Genomic DNA, 18,032 nt, shown 5'->3' with positions numbered 1-18,032 from the left:
CCGAACGATGACAGCCTGTGCGATCGAGCCCACGGCGGGAGACCGGGACGGGGACCTGAACGGCGGCCCGAGAGGCGCCCGGAACGGCGGCCCGGGCGGCGCCCGGAACGGCTACTCCGCGCGGCCGGGCTGCGTGATCACGGTGGACGGCGGTTACGCCGCGCGTCTCGCCCGCAGCGGCGACTCCTGGTTCCCGGAGCGCTGGACCCTGGACGGCCCCGAGCCCTACGCCGTGCCGCTGCCCGGCAACCAGCCGGAGGAGCCCGGCACCGAGGTGCAGCCGATGGCCGACGGCCGGGTCCTCATCCGCCGCCACGCCGACGGACGGCACCTCTTCTCGCTGCTCTACCCGACCGGTCCGGGCACCGGCGAGCTGCCGCTGGGCGCGGTCGAGTGCGGGGACGCCGAGCTGCGGCTGCTGCCGCCCGCACCGGGCGGCGACCGCGCCTACGCCCTCGCCGCCGGTCCGCGCTCCGCCACCGTGTGGCTGGTCGCCGGGGGCACCTTCGGGCCGGAGCGGGTGGCCGAGGTGCCGGGGCACTGCTCGGGCGGGGTGTGGCTGGACCGGGCGGGGCGGATGCTCGCGCTCGACCGTGCGCTGGACGGCCGGACCAAGGCCGTCGTCGTCGATCTGGAGCGGGGCGGGCAGGTGTCGCCGCTGTTGCAGATCGCCGCGGGCAGCGACGACCGGCTGCTGCTCGCCGACCCCGACAGCGGGCTGCTGCTGATCCGCTCCGACGCGCCCTCCCCCGGGCACGCCCGGCTCGGCTGGGGGGTGCTCGGCAGCACCCTGCCGGTGCGGTTCCCGGACTGTCTGCGGGTAGCGGAGGACTGCGCGGTGACGCCGTTCGCCATCCAGCCGGGGCAGGTGCTCACGCCGGAGAGCTGCGGGGTGGCGCTGCGGTTCGACGGTCCGGCGGGGAGCTGGATCGGCGTCTGGCGCCCGGCCCAGCGGCAGGTCGCCCACCTCCCCGCCCCCCAGGGCTGGCTCGCCGGGGCCGGCCTGTGGACCCGCGACGGCGTACTGCGCCTGCCGTACGCCACGCCGGGCATCCCGTGCGGGGTGGCGGAGGTGGCCGTTCCGGGGCAGGGCGAGGGGGAGCCGGAGAGGGAGAGGGAGAGGGCGAGGGCGAGCGGGGTTGCCAGTGGGGCGGGGAGTGCGGGCGTGGGTGGCCACGAGGGCCCTGGAGGTGCCGATGGTGTTCAAGTTGCGGTGCATGCAGGGGATTTGACGTACACGGGTGGCGGCCATGGCGCCTGGGCGGGTCCGGGAGCCGTGAGACCCGCGGAGGGCCCGGGGACCGCAAGACGCACGGAGGACTCGGGGGCCGCGGGGGACGTGAGCCCGGAGGGTCCGGTCCGGGACGGCACGGCTTCGTCCTCGGGGAAGCCGTCGGAACCGGACCCTCCGGCCCCCGCCGCGCCACGGCCGGTGCCGCTGCAGCAAGCACCCCTGGCCGGCGCCGCGTTGGGACGACTTGTAACGGAATAGTCGCGGCCGGCGTGACCGTCTGGATTCGGCCCGAGGCGTGCCGGTTAGACTCCCCCGGCTGTAAAAGGATCATGTTGACGGGGTGAATACTTCCGATGAGCGACGCCAGCACGTCCCAGCCGCTGCCCGCCGACGCCGCCACCGCACCCGGCCACGGCAAGCACCGCGGTCCGGTCTCGGCGCACGACACCGAGACGGCCCCCCGCGGCCGGCACCGCAAGCCGGTGGAGCAGCAGACGGAGGCGGCTGCCTGACGGTACGTCAGTCGGCGCGGGCCTGGCCCCGTTCACCACGAGGTGGGCGGGGCCTCGTCGTGCGCGCGAGCGGAGGAACGGAGGCACCCCGCACCCACCACGCACACCACGCACGCCATGCAGGCCATACACCCCGCACACTCCCGTCGGCTCACGCCAACCGGACGACGGTGTCGGCGAGGACGGGTGCGTCGTCCCGCTCGACGGCGCCGGCGCTCACCCGGATCTCCCGTTCGCCCCGCCACATCCGCAGCCTCAGCGTCTCGCCCGGGTAGACCACCCCGGCGAAGCGGGCCGTGTAGCCCCGCACCCGCGTGACGTCCCCGCCGAGCAGCGTGTCCACGACCGCCTTGAGCGTGATGCCGTAGGTGCACAGCCCGTGCAGGACGGGCTGCCGGAAGCCGGCCCGCCGGGCGAACTCGGGGTCGGCGTGCAGCGGGTTCCAGTCGCCGCAGAGGCGGTAGAGCAGTGCCTGGTCCTCGCGGACGGGCCGTTCGACGGTCAGACCGGGCGGACCGGCGGGCGGCTCGCGCCGGGTGGCCGGGCCCCGGTCGCCGCCCCAGCCGCCCTCGCCCCGCACGTGGATCCGCGCCTCGCCGGTCCACAATGGGCCCTCCGTGTCCGCGACGTCGGTGCGCAGGACGAGGAGGGCCGCCTCGCCCTTGTCGTACACGGCGGTGATCCGGTCGGTGGCGGTCGCGGTGCCCGCGGCCGGGAGGGGCCGGTGCGGGGTCAGCGACTGCCCGGCGTGCAGGACGCGCGCGAGGTCGACGTCCACACCGGGCATGGACAGGGCGCTGATCACCCCCGGTGAGCCGGCGCCCGCGACGGTGGCGAAGCTCGGCAGGACGTGCAGCCGGGACTCCAGGGTGTACCGCAGCTCGGCCGGGTCGGTGGCGGGGCGGCCCGCGCCGATGCCGAGGTGGTAGAGGAGGACATCCTTCGGGCTCCAGGTGATCTCGCCGGTCCGGGGTGCGGCGGCGAGCGCCTTCGCTGCGTCGATCGGCATGGCGCCCAACGGTACGTCAGGTGCCCCTGTGGCTACGGGCTTTGGGGACCCGTCCCTCGGAACCTCCGAGATCACGTGGCACACAATGGCCCGTATGCCGATAAAGCACGCACCGCGGCCGACGACCGCCCACGACGCGCCCTTCGTCGGCCGCACCCTGGCGGCCGCCTTCGACGACGACCCGATGATGCGCTGGTTCTTCCCCGACGACGCCACCCGCGGCTCGGGCCTGACCCGGTACTTCACCACCCTTCTCACCCGGCAGTACGGCCGGCACGGCGTCTGCGAGCACACGGACGCCGCGGCCGCCCTCTGGGTCCCGCCGGAGGGACAGGAGAAGGCCGTCCCCGACGAGGAGACCGTCCGGCAGCTCCAGGAGATCCTCGGTGACCGCGCCCCGCTGTTCCGGGACGCCGTCCAGGCCGCCGCCGAGCACGGCCCGCGGGAGCCGCACTGGTACCTCGCGGTGATCGGCGCCGACCCGGCCGCCCGGGGCAGGGGCACGGGGCGGCCCTGCTGCGCGCGGGCCTGGCGCGGGCGGACACGGCCGGACTGCCCGTCCGGCTGGAGTCCTCCAAGCCGTCCAACCTCCCCTTCTACGAGCACTTCGGTTTCGCGGTGCGGGCCGAGCTGCGGCTGCCGGGCGGCGGCCCGCCGCTGTGGGCGATGCGCCGGGCCCCGCAGCGCCCGGCCGGCACGTGACGGCGCCCCGAGCGGTCTAGTCGGCGTGCCGGGTCACCTCCGCCGAGGCGTACTCCGCGCCCTTCGGCGCGAGGCACACGAACCAGTCGACCGGTGAGCCCGTGTCGTGGCGGATGAACCTCGGGCCGGTCGGGACGTCCTCGTCCTCGCGGGGCCGGTCGACGACCGTGCGGGTGCCGTCCGTCCAGGTGCAGGTGACCTGCCCGACGGATCTCGTGACCTGGCCGACCACCAGGCGGTGCGGGCCGTCGTCACCGGGCTCCAGGGGGACCGCGGCCGTCTCCAGGTCCTGGGGCGGGGCGCCGCCCTCCGGGAAGGCCGCCCACATGACCGGCGACTCGTCGTCGCCGACGACGCGGTGCACGACGTACAGGCTGCTGCCGACCAGTTGGTAGGCGTGGCGGGTCTGGTCGGGGATCGCCCCGTACTCGGCCATCGCGTCCAGCTGTGCCTGCGCCTGCGCCGCGTCGCGCGGCGCGGGCCACACGTCGAGGACGACCGACCACTGTGTGCCCTGATCGCTGCCGGTGGCCAGCGTGGTCCGCCGCGCCCCGTACGGGTCCGGTGTCGCGGAGTGCGACCGCCCGGCCGGCGGCGCCACCCGGTCGCCGTCCCCGCCGGGCAGTCCCGCGACCGCCAGCGTCGCCGACGAGCCGCTGATCACCAGCGCCGTGACCGCCGCCACCGCCCAGCGGCGGGCTCTGCGGCGGCGTCCGCCCCGGATCACCGACTGGTAGGGGGCTATACCGATCTCGACCTCGTCCGCGGCCTCGGCCAGCAGGAAGGCGATGTCCGCGTGCGACGTGTGCGCCATGTCGTGCTCGGTCTCCCGGTTCGCGCCCATCACTTCCGCCCTCCGTACGTCACCATCTCGGCCAGCTCCGGTATGGCGCGGAGTTTGGCGATCCCTTTCGCCGCGTTGCTCTTGACCGCGCCCACCGAACAGCCCATCGCCTCCGCCGCCTGTGTCTCCGTCAGGTCCTCCCAGTACCGCAGGACCACCGCCTGCCGCTGCCGCGGGGGCAGTTGGGCGAGCGCCTTCAGCAGCGCGTTGCGGTCGTCCGCCTGGGAGATGCGGTCACCGGTGTCGGGCTGCTCGTGCGCGAGGCCGGAGTCGTCCTTCGGCGCCAGGAACTCCCGCAGTCGTCTGCGGTGTTTGCGCGCGTGCGCGTTGATCATCACGCGCCGTACATACGCCTCCGGCTCGTCGGCCGAGCCGACCTTGCGCCAGGCCACGTAGACCTGCTCGAACGTCGACTGGACCAGGTCCTCCGCGGCGTGCTGCTCCCCCGTGAGGAGAAATGCCGTGCGCATCAGCCGCGGCCAGCGGCCGATGACGAAGGCCTGGAACTCCTCGTCCCGTGCCTGCTTCCGATCCCCCATGGGCACCTCCTAGACACACAAAGGAGTCCACGGCCCACCGGAACCGTTGCCTCGTCGCACGGATTGTCTCCACGCGTGCCCTCGTGCGAGGGAAGGCGCCTGCCGCTGCAGGCTGCCCACGGCCACTGAAGGGCTGCCGGCCCCGGCTCTCAGGCGGATGCCGCCGCCCTGCGCCGCAGCACCCGCATCGACCCCGCCACCGACACCTCCTCGAACTCCCCCGAGTCCAGCGCCCGCAGGTAGACGCGGTACGGCGCCTGGCCCGTGAACTCGTCCTGTGGATCGGGGAAGACGTCGTGGATGACGAGGAGGCCGCCCTCGGCGACGTGCGGTGCCCAGCCCTCGTAGTCGGCGGTGGCGTGCTCGTCGGTGTGGCCGCCGTCGATGAAGACCAGGGCGACGGGGGTGTTCCACAGCGCGGCGATCTGCGGGGAGCGGCCGACGAGGGCCACCACGTGCTCCTCCAGGCCCGCCCTGTGCAGGGTGCGGCGGAAGGTGGGCAGGGTGTCCATCAGGCCCAGCTCGGGGTCGACGGTCTCCGGGTCGTGGTACTCCCAGCCGGGCTGCTGTTCCTCGCTGCCCCGGTGGTGGTCGACCGTGATCGCCGTGACGCCGGCGGCGCGGGCCGCGTCGGCGAGGAGGATCGTGGAGCGGCCGCAGTACGTGCCGACCTCCAGCAGCGGCAGGCCCAGCCGGCCGGCCTCCGTCGCCGCCGCGTAGAGGGCCAGCCCCTCGTCGACGGGCATGAACCCCTTCGCCGCCTCGAACGCGGCCAGGATCTCGGGCTCGGGTACCGCGGTCATGGGCGGGCCTTCCGGTCGTACGTATGTCTCCGCGGCCCATGCTGCCGTACCCCCCGCCGGGGTCCGACAGAGGGTACGGGAGGGAGGAGGAGCGGGCCGGTGCTACGCCGTGACCGTCCCGCCCGGCAGTGACAGGTTCAGTTCGACCGGGTGGTCGTCGCCCGCGTGGGTCGCCGCGGAGGCGTGCGGGGCGTGGCCCGCGGCCTGGGCGGCGAGGACGTACGGGCCCGAGGCGGGGACGGTCAGCGCGTAGCCGCCGTCCTCGGCGGACAGGGTGGCGCCCGCGCGGCGGCCCCGGCGGTCGATGAGGGTGATCCGGGCGCCGGCGACCGGGGTGCCGTCGGCGGCCAGGACCCGGCCGCGGAAGCCGCGGAGCGGTCCGGCCCCGGGCACCGCCTCGGCGGCGGGCACCGCCTCGGCCGTGGGCACACCCTCGGGCGCGGGCAGGGACGCGGCGGTGGAGAGTGACACGGTCGTGGACAGGGACGCGGTCGTGGACAGGGACCCGGCCGCGGACGGCGCCCCGGTCGCGGACGGTGACTCGACTGCGGACGGTGCCCCGGTCGCGAACGGTGACTCGACCGCGGACAGGGATCCGGTGGCGGACAGGGACCCGGCCGCAGACGGTGACTCGGCCGCGGACAGGGACCCGGTGGCGGACAGGGATCCGGTGGCGGACAGGGACCCGGCCGCAGCCAGCGCCCCCGCCGTGGACGGTGACTCGACGGCGGACAGCACCCCGGTCGCAGCCAGCGCCCCGGCCCCGGACAGTGCCTCCCCCGCGCGCTCCAGGTTCGCGTCCTCCTCGCTGCTCGCCCGCAGCTGCGGCTTGCCCGAGGGGCCGCGGCCGGGCAGGAACAGGGCGAGCAGCAGGCCGACGGCGACCGCGGCGGTGGCGATGAGGAAGGAGACGCGGAAGCCGTGCATGGTCGGGATCTGGACGCCGCCGGCCTGGTTCGCCGTGTTCGCCAGCACCATGCCGATGACGGCGCTCGACACGGACGTGCCGATGGAGCGCATGAGGGTGTTGAGCCCGTTCGCCGCGCCCGTCTCGGAGGCGGGGACCGCGCCGACGATCAGCGCGGGCAGGGAGGAGTAGGCCAGGCCGATGCCCGCGCCGAGGACGACCGACGTGACGACGGTCTGCCAGGCGGCGTCCATCAGGCCGAGGCCGCCGCCGTAGCCGACGGCGATCACGAGCAGGCCGGTGATCAGGGTCACCTTGGGGCCGTAGCGGGCGGACAGGCGGGCGTAGACCGGCGCGGTGAACATCATCGTCAGGCCGAGCGGGGCCACGCACAGGCCCGCGACGACCATCGACTGGCCGAGGCCGTAGCCGGTCTCGGCGGGCAGCTGGAGGAGCTGGGGCAGGACGAGGGAGACGACGTAGAAGGAGACGCCGACCATGATCGACGCGAGGTTGGTGAGCAGGACCTCGCGGCGCGCGGTGGTGCGCAGGTCGACGAGCGGCGCGGTGATCCGCAGCTCCATCAGGCCCCACAGGGCGAGCACGACGGCCGACGCGGCGAACAGGCCCAGGGTGGTGGCCGACGACCAGCCCCAGTCGCTGCCCTTGGTGACCGGCAGGAGCAGCAGCACCAGGCCGGCGGACAGGCCGAGGGCGCCCGGAAGGTCGAAGGAGCCGGGGGCGCGCGCCGGGGACTCGGGTACGACGAGCAGGGTGAGGGCGATGGCGAGGACGCCGAGGCCCGCGGCACCGTAGAAGAGGGCGTGCCAGTCGGTGTGCTGGGCGACCAGGGCGGCGGCGGGCAGGGCGAGGCCGCCGCCGACGCCGATCGAGGAGCTCATCAGCGCCATCGCGGAGCCGAGCCGTTCGCGCGGCAGCATGTCGCGCATCAGGCCGATGCCGAGCGGGATGGCGCCCATGGCGAAGCCCTGGAGGGTGCGGCCGACGATCATCGGCAGCAGGGCGCTGGTGAGCGCGCTGAGCAGCGCGCCGACGACCATCACGGCGAGACTGGTGAGGAGCATCCGCCGCTTGCCGTAGAGGTCGCCGAGCCGGCCCATGATGGGTGTCGCCACGGCGCCGGAGAGCAGCGTGGAGGTCAGGACCCAGGTGGCGTCGGCGGGATCGGTGTCGAGCAGCTGCGGCAGGTCCTTGATCACCGGGACGAGCAGGGTCTGCATCACCGCGACCACGATGCCCGCGAAGGCGAGGACCGGGACCACGGCCCCGCCGGCCCTCGGGGAGGCGGGCTGGTCAGTCGTCGTGTGTGTCATGTGTAGCGGGAACTCGGTGCGCCGGGGCAACTATTCCGTTGCTTCGACGATCTAACGACGTCTTTGCGAATCGCGTCGGATCCGACATCGAAAGTTTCGCGCCCGCGACTCGATCCCGGCGGACCCGAGAGGGTCCGAGTGGACCCGAGTGACCTCATGCGCACTCTTCGGTCATTCAACTTCCGTGCCCTCCCACCCCGTTGACGACATCTTCGGATGCCCGTACGGTCTGCGCAACCAATCGGAACGAATCGGAAACCCGCACGAAACTTTCGGGAGCCAGTCATGCACTCCAGCACGTCCTCCCGTGCCCGAAGGGCACTCGGCCTCGGTCTCGCGGGCCTGCTCGCCGCGGCCGGCGTCACCGTCTCGGCCGGCACCGCCGAGGCCGCGAGCACCCTGGCGGGGGCCGCCGCCGAGAAGGGCCGCTACTTCGGCACCGCCGTCGCCGCGAACCACCTGGGAGAAGCGCCGTACGTCTCCACGCTCAACACCGAGTTCGACTCGGTGACGCCGGAGAACGAGATGAAGTGGGACGCGGTCGAGCCGAGCCGCGGCTCGTTCACCTTCACCAACGCCGACCGGATCGTCAGCCACGCCCAGAGCCGGGGCATGAAGGTCCGCGGCCACACCCTGGTCTGGCACTCCCAGCTGCCGAGCTGGGTCGGCAACCTGAGCGCCGGCGACCTCAGGACCGCGATGAACCACCACATCAACCAGGTCATGGGCCACTGGAAGGGCAAGATCCACTCCTGGGACGTGGTGAACGAGGCCTTCCAGGACGGCAACAGCGGCGCCCGCCGCAGCTCGCCCTTCCAGGACAAGCTCGGCAACGGCTTCATCGAGGAGGCGTTCCGCACCGCCCGCGCCGCCGATCCCGCCGCCAAGCTCTGTTACAACGACTACAACACCGACGGCATCAACGCGAAGAGCAATGCCGTCTACAACATGGTCCGGGACTTCAAGGCGCGCGGCGTGCCCATCGACTGCGTGGGCTTCCAGTCCCACTTCAACAGCGCCTCCCCGGTCCCGTCCGACTACCAGGCCAACCTCCAGCGCTTCGCCGACCTCGGCGTCGACGTCCAGATCACCGAACTCGACATCGAGGGCTCCGGCACCGCCCAGGCCACCAGCTACTCCAACGTCGTCAAGGCCTGCCTCGCCGTCACCCGCTGCACCGGCATCACGGTCTGGGGCATCACCGACAAGTACTCGTGGCGGGCGAGCGGCACCCCGCTGCTGTTCGACTCCAACTACAACAAGAAGCCCGCGTACACCGCCGTGCTGAACGCGCTCGGCGGCACCTCCGGTGGCGACCCCGGCACGCCGGGCGGCGCGACCTGCACCGCCACCTACAGCAAGCAGGAGGAGTGGAGCGACCGCTTCAACGGCCGGGTGACCATCACCGCGGGCAGCGCGCCGATCAGCGGCTGGACCACGACCGTCACCGTCACGTCGCCGCAGCGGATCTCCGCGACCTGGAACGGCTCGCCCACCTGGGACAGCAGCGGCACCGTCATGACGATGCGGCCGAACGGCAACGGCAGCCTGGCCGCCGGCGCCTCGACCAGCTTCGGCTTCACCGTCATGAAGAACGGCACCTCCACGCCTCCCGTCATCGGCGCCTGCACGGCCTCCTGACCTGCGCGGCAGCCCCACTCACCGGCGCTTACTCGGTCGTACGACCCGCCACCGGGCCGTACGGCCGAGTCGCGCATGCGACGAAATGCCGAGGAAATGCCGATGCCGGGATCGCCGGCCGGTTGAGAGCATGGCACTCATGCTCCGAGCGACAGACACCACCGGCCCCGACGACCCCACTCACCCCACCGAACCCGCCCGCACCTCACGCCGCACCCCGCCCGCCACCTGGCTCGTGGTGGCGCTCGCCTGCGCCGGACAGTTCCTGGTCGTGCTCGACGTGTCCGTCGTCAACGTGGCGCTGCCTTCGATGCGCACCGACCTGGGGCTGAGCGGTCCGGGACTGCAATGGGTGGTCAACGCGTACGCGATCGCCTTCGCCGGGTTCATGCTGCTCGGCGGGCGGGCCGGTGACCTGTACGGCCGCAAGCGGATGTTCCTCGTCGGGCTCGCGGTGTTCACCCTGGCCTCGCTGGGCGGCGGACTCGCGCAGGAGGGCTGGCAGCTGCTGGCCGCGCGGGCCGCGCAGGGCCTCGGCGCCGCCGTCCTCGCCCCCTCCACGCTCACCATCCTCACCGCCGCCGTCCCGGAGGGCGCCGCACGCGCCCGCGCCATCGCCACCTGGACGGCCGTCGGCGCGGGCGGCGGCGCGGCGGGCGGGCTCGTCGGCGGGCTGCTGGTCGACGGGCTGTCGTGGCGCTGGGTGCTGCTGATCAACGTCCCGGTCGGCGCCGTCGTCCTCGCCGCCGCCCTGCGGTGGCTGCCCGAGAGCCGCGCCGGGGAGCGCCGGCGGCTGGACCTGCCGGGCGCGGTGCTGGTCACCGCCGGGCTGGGGGCGCTGGCGTACGGCATCTCGCAGACCGAGGTGACGGGCTGGACGGCGACGGCCACCCTGCTGCCGCTGTGCGCCGGGCTGCTGCTCATCGGTCTGTTCCTGCTGGTCGAGGCGCGTACGGCGGCGCCGCTGATGCCGCTGCGGCTGCTCGCGCTGCGGCCGGTGTCCTCGGCGAACGCGGCGATGTTCCTCAGCGGCTCGGCGATGTTCTGCATGTGGTTCTTCATGACGCTGTACGCGCAGAACGTGCTCGGCTACACGCCCCTGGAAGCCGGTCTCGCCCTCGTGCCCAGCTCGCTCGCGGTGGTCGTCGGCTCCAAGGTGGCCCCGCGCGGCATGCGCCGTCTCGGCGCGCGCCCGGTCGCCGTCCTCGGCACGCTGACCGCCGCTGCCGGGTTCGCCTGGCAGTCGGCGATGAGCGCCGACGGCACCTATCTGACCGGCATCATGCTGCCCGGCGTCCTCATGATGCTCGGCGCCGGTCTCGCCGCCACCCCGCTCGCCGCCCTCGCCACCTCCGGCGCGGAGCCCGGCGACGCCGGACTCGTCTCCGGCATGGTCAACACCTCCCGCGTGATGGGCGGCTCCCTCGGCCTCGCCGTGATGTCCACCATCGCGGCGGCGCGCACGGGTGCGAGCACGGGGGCCGCCGCGCTGACGGAGGGGTACGCGCTGGCGTTCCGGGTGTCGGCGGGCGTCCTGGTGGCGGGGGCCGGGGTGATGGCGGTGTGGCTGCCGCGGACCCGCGAGACCGGTGCCGACCCGGGCCCCGGTTCCGCTCCGGGCACGGCCGCGGAAGCCGCGTCCGACACGAGCCGGACCTCCCCGCCCACCCGGTGATCCCCGGGCCCGACCGCTAGGGTGACCCCCGTGTCGTACGCAGGTCCGGAATTCGAGCCTCCCCCCGCCCGTCGCCCGCGCCGCAGGCTGATCGCCGTGGTGGGGGGCGCGTTGGTGGTCGGGGCGCTGGCCGGGTGGCTGGCGGTGCAGGGGGCCGGGGGACCGGGCGGAGGGGGTTCGCGGGCCTCGGGGACGGCTGCCCCGGCCGGGACCGCGTCGTCCGCGTCAACGCCGTCCGGGACGGCCTCGTCCTCCCCCTCCGGCGACGACAGGCCCGGCCCCGCTCCGACCGGCGCCGCGCCCTCCGGGCCGCTCAAGGGGAAGGTCGTCGTCATCGACCCCGGCCACAACCCGGAGAACTTCCGGCACACCGCCGACATCAACAAGAAGGTCGACATCGGGACGGGCCGCAAGGAGTGCGACACCACCGGCACCTCCACCGACGACGGGTACACCGAGGCGGAGTTCACCCTCGACGTCGCGCACCGGCTGCGCGACCTGCTGGAGGGGCAGGGGGCGACGGTGAAGCTGACGCAGGACGCCGACCGGCCGTTCGGGCCGTGCATCGACGAGCGGGCGCGGATCGGGAACGAGGCGGACGCGGACGCCGTGGTGTCCGTGCACGCCGACGGGTCGGGGGCCGGGAACCGCGGGTTCCATGTGATCCTGCCGGGCGAGGTGCGGGCGGGTGCCGCCGACACCCGGGCCATCGTGGGCCCTTCGCGCGAGCTGGGTGAGCGCATCGCGGGGAACTTCGTGCGCGCGACCGGCAGCGCGCCCTCCAACTACGTCGGTGACGGCACCGGACTTGTCACGCGTGAGGACCTGGGCGGTCTCAATCTGTCAACGGTTCCGAAGGTGTTCATCGAGTGCGGGAACATGCGCGATAGCAAGGACGCGGCGTTGCTGACCAGCGGCGCGTGGCGGCAGAAGGCGGCGCGGGGGATCTCTGACGGAATCGTGAGTTTCCTGCGCGGGTAGTGATCAGCGCGCTGATCCGGGCGGACAGCCCCGACGGGCGGACGATAGGGTCGTCCGTACGATGAGGGGCCACCCCCGCGCTTCCCACCGGCCCCACGGCGACACGGTGACAGCGGCGCCTCTGCCGACGACGAGACGACTGACGAAGGACCTGAAGTGAATATCCGCTCCCTCACTAGAGGCGACGGCGTGGTGATCGGAGCAGCGGTATTGCTGTTCATCGCGTCGTTCCTCGACCTCTACTCGCTCGACGGGATCCCCGACGAGTACGACACGCCGAACTTCTGGTCGAGCGGGCCGGCCCTCCTCGGTGTGGTACTCGCCGGCCTGATCGGTGCCGCACTCGTCGTCGTCTCCCGGGGGCTGCCGCAGCCGCGCAAGGTCGCGGGCCTTGAGCTGGGCCAGTTCGGTGTCGCCTTCACGGTGTTCGCCGCATGGAGCGCGCTCGGCAACATCTTCGACCCGGCGGGCGGCGCGAACAACGTCGGTGACACGACCGACGGCCCCGACGCCGGCACCGGCCTGATCCTCGCGCTCATCGCCACGCTGATCCTGGCCGCCGTCGCCGTCGCCACCCCGCTCGTCCCCGCCCTCAAGGCCCCCCTCGTCGGCGCCCCGCGCCCCGCCGCCCCGCAGCCCTACGGCGCCCAGCCGCCGCAGGGCGGTTACGGCTACCCGGGCGCCCAGGGCGGTCAGCAGCCGTCGTTCGGCGGGCAGCCGCAGCAGCCGTACGGCGCCCAGCCGCAGCAGGCGCAGGCCCCGCAGCAGCCGGCGGGCGACTTCTCGCCGTTCTGGTTCGCGGTGCCGGTGCCGCGGCCGCTGTTCGCGGAGGACGGCTCGCCGACCCCGATCGCCGAACTGGCGCCGGGCACCTGGTACCTGGCCGTCGAGCAGCGCGGCGCGGCGCTGGTCGCGCAGACGCAGGACGGCCGCCGGGGCGTCCTGCAGGACACCAGCGGCATCCAGCGCGGCTGACCCCGCCACGGCACGCACTCCCACGGCCCCTCGCCCTTTCCGGGCGGGGGGCCGTTGCCGTACAGTCGCGCCCGGCGGCTGCGGCTGACGGTCCATCAGGAGGTGCTGTGCGACTCGGTCTCGCCCTCGGTTACTGGGGCCGCGGCCCCGACCCCGGGCAGGTGGCGCTGGCGCGGGAGGCCGAGCGGCTCGGCTATCACTCGGTGTGGACCTCCGAGTCCTGGGGGTCGGACGCGTTCACGCCGCTCACCTGGATCGCCGCGCACACCTCCACCATCCGGCTCGGTACGGCCGTCGCGCAGATGGCGGCCCGCTCCCCCACCGCGACCGCCATGCACGCCCTCACCCTGGACCATCTCTCCGGCGGGCGGCTGCTGCTGGGCCTGGGGCTGTCGGGGCCGCAGGTGGTGGAGGGGTGGTACGGGCGGCCGTTCCCGTCCTCGCCGCTGACCGCGACCCGGGAGTACGTCGACGTCGTACGGCAGGTGCTGCGCCGCGAGGCGCCGGTGCGGCTCGACGGGCGGTTCCACGCCCTGCCGTACCAGGGGGCCGACGGGACGGGGACGGGCAAGCCGCTCAAGCCGATCACGCATCCGCTGCGCGCCGGTCTGCCCGTGCTGCTCGGCGCGGAGGGGCCGCGCAACATCGCGCAGACCGTGCGGATCGCCGACGGCTGGCTGCCGCTGTACTGGTCACCGGAGCGGACCGGGCTGTACGCGGACACGCTCGCCGGCGCCCCGGACGGGTTCATCGTCGCGCCCATGGCCCAGGCCCGGGTCTGTGCCGACGTCGCCGAGGGGCTGCGGCCCGTCAAGAGCATGCTCGCCCTGTACATCGGCGGCATGGGGCACGCGAAGCGCAACTTCCACGCCCGGCTGATGGGGCGCATGGGGTACGAGGAGGAGGCCCGCCGGGTGCAGGAGCTGTTCCTGTCCGGGCGGCGGGAGGCGGCCGTGGCGGCGGTGCCCGACGCGTTCGCGGACGAGATCTCGCTCGTCGGGCCGCGGCGGCGGATCGCCCGGCGGCTGGCGGCCTGGCGGGAGGGCCTGGTGACCGACCTGCTGGTGTCGGCACCGGACCCGGAGACCCTGCGCGCGCTGGCCGAGCTGAACTCCTGACCGGTCAGAGGAAGATGGCCACCGGGTTCAGGGACAGCTCGCCCGTCTCGCCGTTCCAGGTCTGCACCTTGCCGAGGCAGCGGGCCTGGAACTCGCCGGTGAAGTACTCCGCGTTCTGGAAGCCCTCGCGGACGCCGGCCGCCTCGCAGGTGACCCGGACGTGGGCCGGGTGCGGGCCGTCGCCGTAGGGGGCGCGCAGCACGATGTCGCCGGTGTCGGCGGAGCGGCTCGCCGTGAACCGGCCGGTGACGGAGACGAACGCCGACACCACCGCCACGGAGGTCAGCGGGACGCGCTCGCCGCGCTCGCGGAGGGTGTCGGCGAGGGCCCGGTTGGGGACGATCTGGCCGGTGGTGAGGTCGGCGTGGACGACCACGTCCTCCTTGCGCATGGTGTCCATGAGCAGCCGTATCACCGTGATGGGGGTGCTCTGCCGGATGTAGGCGGTGACGCGTTCCTTGGTGACGTCGCGGTTGGCCTTGCCGCCGCCGAGGCCGAAGCGGGCGCGCAGGCCGATGCCGCTGGTGACGTTGATGCGGTCGGCGACCTCCTGTTCCAGGGCCGCGGAGAAGCCGCCCTGCTGGTAGAGGTCCATGACGCGTTTCTCGTGCAGGAAGAAGCACATGCCGTGGACCGTGCGGCCGCTCTGCCGGCGGCGCCGGCGCAGCCAGCCGACGCGGATCAGGGCGTACCGCAGCAGGACGGCCCAGCAGGCCGCCGTCGCCGCCCACACGATCAGCCAGGGCCACCACAGGGCCCACCACTCACTGTCGATGACACCCACGGATCTCCTTGAACGCCTCGGAAAGGGAGGTGCGCCCGGCGTCGACCATGCGGCCGCCGGTGGCGTCGGCGGCCCGCCGCAGGGCGTCCGCGTCGGCTTCTCCCAGGTGGACGGGGAAGGTGGGCACGGCCTCGGATTCGGGCGCCAGCGCGCGGTGGCGGCGCAGGAACTCGTCGTAGCCGATGCCCGCGTTGTTCTCGCCGTCGGTCATCAGCACGATGGCGACGGGGCGGCCGGGATCGTCGCGTACGGCGTCGGCGGCGACGCGGTAGCCGCGGTCGAGGGCGGACCACAGGGCGGTGGCGTCGTCGTAACCCCCGTGTGCGACCACGGAGTTCAGGTCGCGCAGGTCGGCGTCGCCGCGGACGGTCACCGTGCGCTCCTCCAGCACCCGGCCGCCGAAGCGGACCACGGTGAGGCGTTCGCCGCGGAAGAAGCGGGCGAACTTGCCGGTCGAGGACTCGTCGGCGCCGCTCAGGCCCTGGAAGGCGGCGCGCAGCCCGGCCATGCGGGCGCCGCGCATGGAGGTGGAGAAGTCGAGGACGAAGACGACGTGGTCGGCGGTGCGGACGTCCGGGGCGCCGTAGTCGGTGACCAGCTGCTCGACGATGGACAGGCGGTCGGGGAAGGAGAGCGCGTTGCCGACGGGGGTGCGCAGCGGTCCGGTCGGGGTGACCTCCTGGTTGACCGGGCGGCGGTGGGTGCGTTCCATGAGGGCGCGCTGGGTGTCCGCGGCGAGCAGCCAGTCGACGGTCTCGCGGTAGGCCTGCCGCTGGGCGGGGTCGAGCAGCAGCAGGGGGAAGTCGGAGAGGACCATGCCGTCGTCGGGGTGGACGATCTCCAGGGGGGTGCGCAGCCGGCCGGAGGCGTTGAGCGCGAGGAGTTCGGACTCGTGGGCGATGAGCGTGTTGGTGTCGTCCTGGCGGCCGGGGTAGCGGTCGACCAGGTCGCGGGAGCTGGCGGCGGTGAGGGTCTGGCCGGAGCGGAAGCCGCGCAGCCGGTCGCAGGAGACGTCCTGTTCGCGCAGGGCGCTGCCGGTGCCGGCGGCGGCGGTGGCGACGCCGACGAGGGCGGCGCGGCCGGTGTCGCTGCGGCGCGGGTCGGCCATGCCGAAGCGGACGGTGCCGTCGGCGGCGGCGTCGGCGATGTCCGCCCAGGAGATCCGGCCGCCGGGGGCGTGGGCGCGCAGTTCGCGGGCGGTGGCGGGGGCGAGGCCGGCGACGACCGGGGAGCGCATGACCGGGGTGGACTCGGGGCGGGTGAGGCGGCCGTCGGAGTCGCGCACGCGCAGCAGGAAGGAGCGGTCGGAGGCGAGCCAGGCGAGGTCGTGGGCGGGGGCGTCGTCGCGGGCCGGGTACTGGCCGGCGAGGTCGGCGTTGGCCCGGTAGTCCAGCTCCAGCCGCACGCCGGTGTCGTCCTCCAGGTCGTCCAGCAGGGGGGCGACGTCGGCGAGTTCGGGGCTCGCGAGGACGCGGAGGGTGACGAGGTCGTCGTCACGGGTGCAGCCGGAGAGGGCGGCGGCGAGCAGGACGAGGCCGAGGACGGCGCGTACGGCTGACCTGGCGGCCGTAGTGGGTTTGGCGGACGCGGCGGATGCGGCGGCCCTGGTGGCCGCGGCGGTCCTCATGGCGTGTCCCGGACGGGCGGTGGGCAGTCGCCGACGTGGTCGATGATGTCCTCCAGGACCTCCAGGTCGGGTTCGTAGACCTTGGTGCGGTCGGTGTTCTCCTGCGGCACCTGGATGCCGTGCTCGGCGAGGTAGGCGTTGAGCTGTTCGCTGGTGCCGTCGGCGCCGGAGAAGCGCACGCGGAAGCCCAGTTCCAGGGCGCGGCGGCGCAGGTCCTCGTCCTCGGCGATGATCTCGACGAGCCGGTCGCCCCGGTCGGTGAGCGAGATCAGCTGGGGTTCGGTGAGGGCGTAGGGCGTGGGGTAGAGCAGGACGCGGCTGGTGTCCTGCTCGCCGTTGCGGTCGTGGTGGGCGATCTGGTGGGCCAGGTACTGGTGCTCGTAGAGGAGGGAGATCGGCGCGATGGACTCGCCGAGGTCGGAGAAGTAGCTCTCGGCCTGTTCGTCGGCCCACATGCCCTGGAGGTCGATCAAGGGCTTGATCTCGGCGGCGAGGCGTTGCACGGCGTCGGCGGCGATCCGGCTGTCGTCGCCGTTGCGGGTGCCGGGGGTGCGGTTGTCGTTGGCGACGAAGGCGAGGAGGCTGAGGTAGGTGCCGGCGGCGTTGGACTCGCAGACGTTGGAGGTGCGCACCAGGACGCGGCCGCTGTTGCTGCTGCCGTCGCGGCTGATGTCGCCGTAGCCGATGCCGTTCCAGGTGTCGGCGGTGCGGCCGGTGCCGTCCCGCGGGTCGTCGCGGTCGTCGACGCCGTCGAGGAGGCGGGTGAAGCGGGCCATGTCGAGGTGGTAGTAGAGGGTGGTGGCCGCGCTGCCGTCGGGGGGCCGCTGGGGGGTGGCGACACCGGCCTCGACGAGGGTTTCGGCGTAGTCGCGGAAGGTGCCGAGGACGAGCGGGCTGACGAAGGGGCGCACCGAGCGCACGGAGCGGTCCTGCCGGTCCAGGACGAGTTTGGCGGCGGGCTGGCCGGACGGGAAGACGACGTCCATGCCCGCCAGGGACTGGGTGGCGATGCCGCGGGAGCCGAGGCGGTGGATGTCGACGCGTACGCCGTGCCGCAGCAGCAGCCGCTGGACTTCCGGGTCCTTGAAGTAGTCGGACTTGGAGGCCATCCGGGCCTCGATGACGGTGATCCGCTCCAGGGGCCGCAGGGTGTTGCCCGACACCAGCAGGGAGATCAGGCCCGCCACGGCGAACGGCAGGACGGCGAGGACGTGCCGGGGCGGGCGGCGGCGGTCGGTGCGCCGGGTGGTCAGGCGGGGTTCCTCGGTGGTGGGTGCTCTGTCGTCGGACAACGGCCCTCCTGCCGCTCAAGGGGGCAGGATTATCGAGGGCGTCGGCGAACGGCGG

General features: G+C 73.8%; 15 protein-coding genes and 2 pseudogenes. 8 read left to right on the top strand and 9 right to left on the bottom strand.

All coding sequences use genetic code 11. The features are described 5' to 3' along the window. Positions 1-7 precede the first annotated feature (7 nt). Both AB0K92_RS07000 and AB0K92_RS06995 read left to right on the top strand, forming a co-directional pair. Positions 8-1,492, top strand: a complete 1,485-nt coding sequence (locus tag AB0K92_RS07000) for a hypothetical protein (RefSeq protein WP_365920166.1) — start codon at positions 8-10, stop codon at positions 1,490-1,492. Positions 1,493-1,587: 95 nt separating this feature from the next. Continuing rightward, positions 1,588-1,746, top strand: a complete 159-nt coding sequence (locus AB0K92_RS06995; protein ID WP_365920164.1) for a hypothetical protein — start codon at positions 1,588-1,590, stop codon at positions 1,744-1,746. Between the two features lie 151 nt (positions 1,747-1,897). Here AB0K92_RS06995 and AB0K92_RS06990 read toward each other — a convergent pair whose 3' ends face one another. Then, a complete protein-coding gene (locus AB0K92_RS06990) occupies positions 1,898-2,755 on the bottom strand; it encodes a MaoC/PaaZ C-terminal domain-containing protein (RefSeq protein ID WP_365920162.1) in 858 nt (285 codons plus the stop codon). Positions 2,756-2,840: 85 nt separating this feature from the next. Here AB0K92_RS06990 and AB0K92_RS06985 point away from each other — a divergent pair. After that, positions 2,841-3,457: pseudogene (locus AB0K92_RS06985) on the top strand (GNAT family N-acetyltransferase). Between the two features lie 16 nt (positions 3,458-3,473). On the opposite strand, the gene AB0K92_RS06980 reads toward AB0K92_RS06985, so the two are convergent. From AB0K92_RS06980 to AB0K92_RS06960, 5 genes and pseudogenes are all read right to left on the bottom strand, one after another. Beyond that, positions 3,474-4,301: a hypothetical protein gene (locus tag AB0K92_RS06980; protein ID WP_365920160.1), complete on the bottom strand. Its 828-nt coding sequence runs from the start codon at positions 4,299-4,301 to the stop codon at positions 3,474-3,476. Further along, positions 4,301-4,840 (bottom strand): SigE family RNA polymerase sigma factor, encoded by a 540-nt coding sequence (locus AB0K92_RS06975; protein ID WP_165997881.1) that lies wholly within the window; start codon positions 4,838-4,840, stop codon positions 4,301-4,303. The genes AB0K92_RS06980 and AB0K92_RS06975 overlap by 1 nt, the downstream gene beginning before the upstream one ends. A 149-nt stretch (positions 4,841-4,989) precedes the next feature. Then, positions 4,990-5,643: a class I SAM-dependent methyltransferase gene (locus AB0K92_RS06970; RefSeq protein ID WP_365920158.1), complete on the bottom strand. Its 654-nt coding sequence runs from the start codon at positions 5,641-5,643 to the stop codon at positions 4,990-4,992. Positions 5,644-5,745: 102 nt separating this feature from the next. Beyond that, positions 5,746-6,036, bottom strand: coding sequence for a carboxypeptidase-like regulatory domain-containing protein (locus AB0K92_RS06965; protein ID WP_365920348.1), 291 nt, complete (start codon positions 6,034-6,036; stop codon positions 5,746-5,748). A gap of 201 nt (positions 6,037-6,237) precedes the next feature. Then, positions 6,238-7,884, bottom strand: a pseudogene (locus AB0K92_RS06960) (MFS transporter); the annotation flags it as partial. A gap of 285 nt (positions 7,885-8,169) precedes the next feature. On the opposite strand from AB0K92_RS06960, the gene AB0K92_RS06955 reads away from it, so the two are divergent. From AB0K92_RS06955 to AB0K92_RS06935, 5 genes are all read left to right on the top strand, one after another. After that, positions 8,170-9,525, top strand: coding sequence for an endo-1,4-beta-xylanase (locus tag AB0K92_RS06955; RefSeq protein ID WP_365920156.1), 1,356 nt, complete (start codon positions 8,170-8,172; stop codon positions 9,523-9,525). A 130-nt stretch (positions 9,526-9,655) separates the two neighbouring features. Next, positions 9,656-11,200: an MFS transporter gene (locus AB0K92_RS06950; RefSeq protein WP_365920154.1), complete on the top strand. Its 1,545-nt coding sequence runs from the start codon at positions 9,656-9,658 to the stop codon at positions 11,198-11,200. 30 nt (positions 11,201-11,230) lie between these two features. After that, positions 11,231-12,181: an N-acetylmuramoyl-L-alanine amidase gene (locus tag AB0K92_RS06945; RefSeq protein WP_365920152.1), complete on the top strand. Its 951-nt coding sequence runs from the start codon at positions 11,231-11,233 to the stop codon at positions 12,179-12,181. Between the two features lie 156 nt (positions 12,182-12,337). Continuing rightward, complete coding sequence (locus tag AB0K92_RS06940; RefSeq protein WP_365920150.1) at positions 12,338-13,156, top strand: hypothetical protein; 819 nt, start codon at positions 12,338-12,340, stop codon at positions 13,154-13,156. A gap of 107 nt (positions 13,157-13,263) precedes the next feature. Then, positions 13,264-14,274, top strand: a complete 1,011-nt coding sequence (locus tag AB0K92_RS06935) for an LLM class F420-dependent oxidoreductase (protein WP_365920148.1) — start codon at positions 13,264-13,266, stop codon at positions 14,272-14,274. Positions 14,275-14,278: 4 nt separating this feature from the next. On the opposite strand, the gene AB0K92_RS06930 is transcribed toward AB0K92_RS06935, so the two are convergent. From AB0K92_RS06930 to AB0K92_RS06920, 3 genes are read right to left on the bottom strand one after another with little or no spacing between them, the layout of a single operon-like run. Beyond that, positions 14,279-15,058: a hypothetical protein gene (locus tag AB0K92_RS06930; RefSeq protein ID WP_365920146.1), complete on the bottom strand. Its 780-nt coding sequence runs from the start codon at positions 15,056-15,058 to the stop codon at positions 14,279-14,281. After that, entirely contained in the window at positions 15,039-16,685 is a 1,647-nt protein-coding gene (locus AB0K92_RS06925; protein WP_365920144.1) for a VWA domain-containing protein, read from the bottom strand. The genes AB0K92_RS06930 and AB0K92_RS06925 overlap by 20 nt, the downstream gene beginning before the upstream one ends. Continuing rightward, positions 16,682-17,977 carry a hypothetical protein gene (locus AB0K92_RS06920; RefSeq protein ID WP_365920142.1) on the bottom strand — a complete coding sequence of 432 codons (1,296 nt, stop codon included), beginning with the start codon at positions 17,975-17,977 and terminating at the stop codon, positions 16,682-16,684. Before AB0K92_RS06920 ends, AB0K92_RS06925 begins: the two co-directional genes overlap by 4 nt. Between the last annotated feature and the right edge of the window lie 55 nt (positions 17,978-18,032).

Source organism: Streptomyces sp. NPDC052687 (genome assembly GCF_040678395.1).
Classification (GTDB): domain Bacteria; phylum Actinomycetota; class Actinomycetes; order Streptomycetales; family Streptomycetaceae; genus Streptomyces.
Note: the sequence above shows the minus strand (reverse complement) of the source record. Positions and strands in the feature narration are given on the sequence as shown.